Raw genomic sequence first — 2,474 nt, forward strand, 5'->3', positions numbered from 1 at the left:
GTAGAATCTCTTTTTTCGGTCAAGTCGGTTTTTAGTTTTTCTACTTCAAATTTTTCCTGCTGTAATTTTACAATCGTTTTATCGAGGTTAATGATATCGTGTTCCACTTTCTTTTTAGCAGATTCAATAATGAATTTCGGAATTTTATTTTTCTCGGCAACTTCAAAAGTAAATGAACTTCCGGCTTGCCCGACTTCTAATTTATAAAGCGGTTCCAGTGAATGTTCATCGAAAAGCATCGCCGCATTGGTGGCGTGTGGAAGTTGTTCAATCACCAATTTAATATTGGTGTAATGCGTCGTAATAATCGAAAAACTTTTCTTATCGTAGAAAAACTCCAAGAAACTTTCGGCTAAAGCACCGCCCAATTCCGGATCAGAACCTGTTCCGAATTCGTCGATGAGCAACAATGTTTTTGAATCGGCTTCCCGAATAATTTTCGACATTTTCTTCAATCGGGAAGAGTAGGTCGAAAGGTGATTTTCAATCGATTGATTGTCACCAATATCGGTCATTAATTTGTCAAAGAAAAACATTTCAGATTTCGGATGAACAGGAACTAAAATTCCACTCTGAATCATCAATTGTAGTAATCCAACCGTTTTCAGAGTGATCGATTTTCCACCAGCATTCGGTCCGGAAATACATAAAATGCGATTTTGTTCCGTTAATGTTAAAGTTTGTGGAAAGATCTTTTTCTTTTCCACTTGATTTCTAATCAGCAATAAAGGATGAAAAGCATTCACCAAACGCATTGTTCTGTGGCGGTTGATTTTGGGTAAAATACCGCCGATTTTTTCAGCGAATTTTGCTTTCGCTCGTGTTACATCTAAATCGAAAATATACGTTTGATAAGAATAAAGTTGAGGTTGAAATTCTGAAATTTCAAAAGTCAGTTTTCGAAGAATTTTATCGACTTCTTTCTTTTCTTCTTCAATATCTTCTCTTAATTTAAACTGATGTTTTACGACTGATTCTGGTTGAATATACGTAATCGAACCGGTTTTAGAAAGTCCCAAAACCCTTCCCAGGACTCGTTTTTTATATCCGGATTTTACTGCCAAAACCCTTTGGTCATCCACAATACTTTCTCTGATGTCATCTAAAAAATCAGTGGAAGAAAGTGCGCTAAGTGCTCGGTTGAAATTTTCCTGAATCGCTTTTTTGGCGTGAGAAATATCTGCCCGCAAAGTTTTAAGAATCGGAGAAGAGTCACTTTTTACTTCACCAAAACGGTTGAAAACCTTGTCGATTTTATCGATGATTTCTTTTCGGTATTCTAAATCTTTAACATCATTATTCAGATGAAAAAATAAACTTTCATAAGCAGGATAAAACTTTTGAAGTCGAGCGATTTGCTCCGTCAGACTTTTTATTTTTAGGAAAGCAGCATTATCTAATCTGAAATTTTCAATCAGCATTAGTTTTAACTCATTGTCAATATCCTCATATTCATTGAAAGGAATTGCGTTGTCACTTTCAAAACTCGATAAATATTCGGCAGTTTTTTTTAAGGAAAGTTCTGCTTCTTCAATATCAAATGGGCGAATTGCTGCAATTTTATCTGCAGTTTTTTTCGAGAAAGCAAAGGGGGAAATCTCCGCTAAAAGTTCCGGAAATTCGAGTTCGTCTAAATCGTCTTTTTGTATATGCACGCGCAAATTTAATGAGATAATTTGATAATTGGGTTATACATTGATCGTTCGAATTTTAAATTTTGAAAATTCTATCTTTGAAAAATGAAATTCTCTACCGAAAGATTAATTTTAAGAACAATAACAGAAAACGATACTAAGGATATTTTGAATGTCAGAAGTAACCCTGAAATTAATAGGTTTTTACACAGAATTCCGCCAAAAGATTCTTTGGAAGCCTTAGAATTTATTTTAAATATCAAAAGAAAAACCGTCAATAATGAAATTCTTTTTCGTGGTATTTACTTTCCCATTTCTTCAAAATTAATCGGAACAATTTGTCTTTGGAAATTTTCTGAAGATCGTAAAACTGCGGAATTAGGTTATGAATTATTGCCAGAATATCACGGAAAAGGAATCATGTCGGAAGCGGTAAATTTTATTTTAAATTATGGATTCAATAAATTAAATTTAGAAAAAATAGAAGCATTTACCAATAAAAACAATTTGAATTCTATAAAATTACTTCAGAAATCAAATTTCATTTTAAATAAAAATCGGAAAGACGAAAAATACCCAGAAAATCTTATTTTTGAATTGAATAAAATCTGAAAAATCATCAAATTAGCGCATTCTCAAATTTTCAAATTAAATTTATGACTTGGCAAGAAATCCTCGCACCAATAAAATCCTCCGAATACTTCAAAAATCTTTGGCAAAAAGTGGAAGAAGAATATGCAAGTGAAAAATGTTTCCCACCAAAAAATCAAATTTTTCGAGCTTTAGATTTAACTCCTTTTGAAAATGTGAAAGTCGTCATCATCGGGCAAGATCCTTATC

General features: G+C 32.9%; 2 protein-coding genes and 1 pseudogene. 2 read left to right on the forward strand and 1 reads right to left on the reverse strand.

Features of this window, described 5'->3' with window-relative positions:
* The coding region (locus tag WBY99_RS08720; protein ID WP_423975943.1) for an endonuclease MutS2 at window positions 1-1,655 on the reverse strand (1,655 nt) is incomplete at its 3' end.
* Window positions 1,656-1,739: 84 nt separating this feature from the next.
* Between WBY99_RS08720 and WBY99_RS08725 the strand changes: the two genes are divergently transcribed.
* Together WBY99_RS08725 and WBY99_RS08730 are read left to right on the forward strand one after the other, a co-directional pair.
* Window positions 1,740-2,246, forward strand: a complete 507-nt coding sequence (locus tag WBY99_RS08725; protein WP_423975944.1) for a GNAT family N-acetyltransferase — start codon at window positions 1,740-1,742, stop codon at window positions 2,244-2,246.
* 44 nt (window positions 2,247-2,290) lie between these two features.
* Window positions 2,291-2,474: pseudogene (locus WBY99_RS08730) on the forward strand (uracil-DNA glycosylase); the annotation flags it as partial.

This window comes from Kaistella sp. (genome assembly GCF_049588135.1).
GTDB lineage: Bacteria > Bacteroidota > Bacteroidia > Flavobacteriales > Weeksellaceae > Kaistella.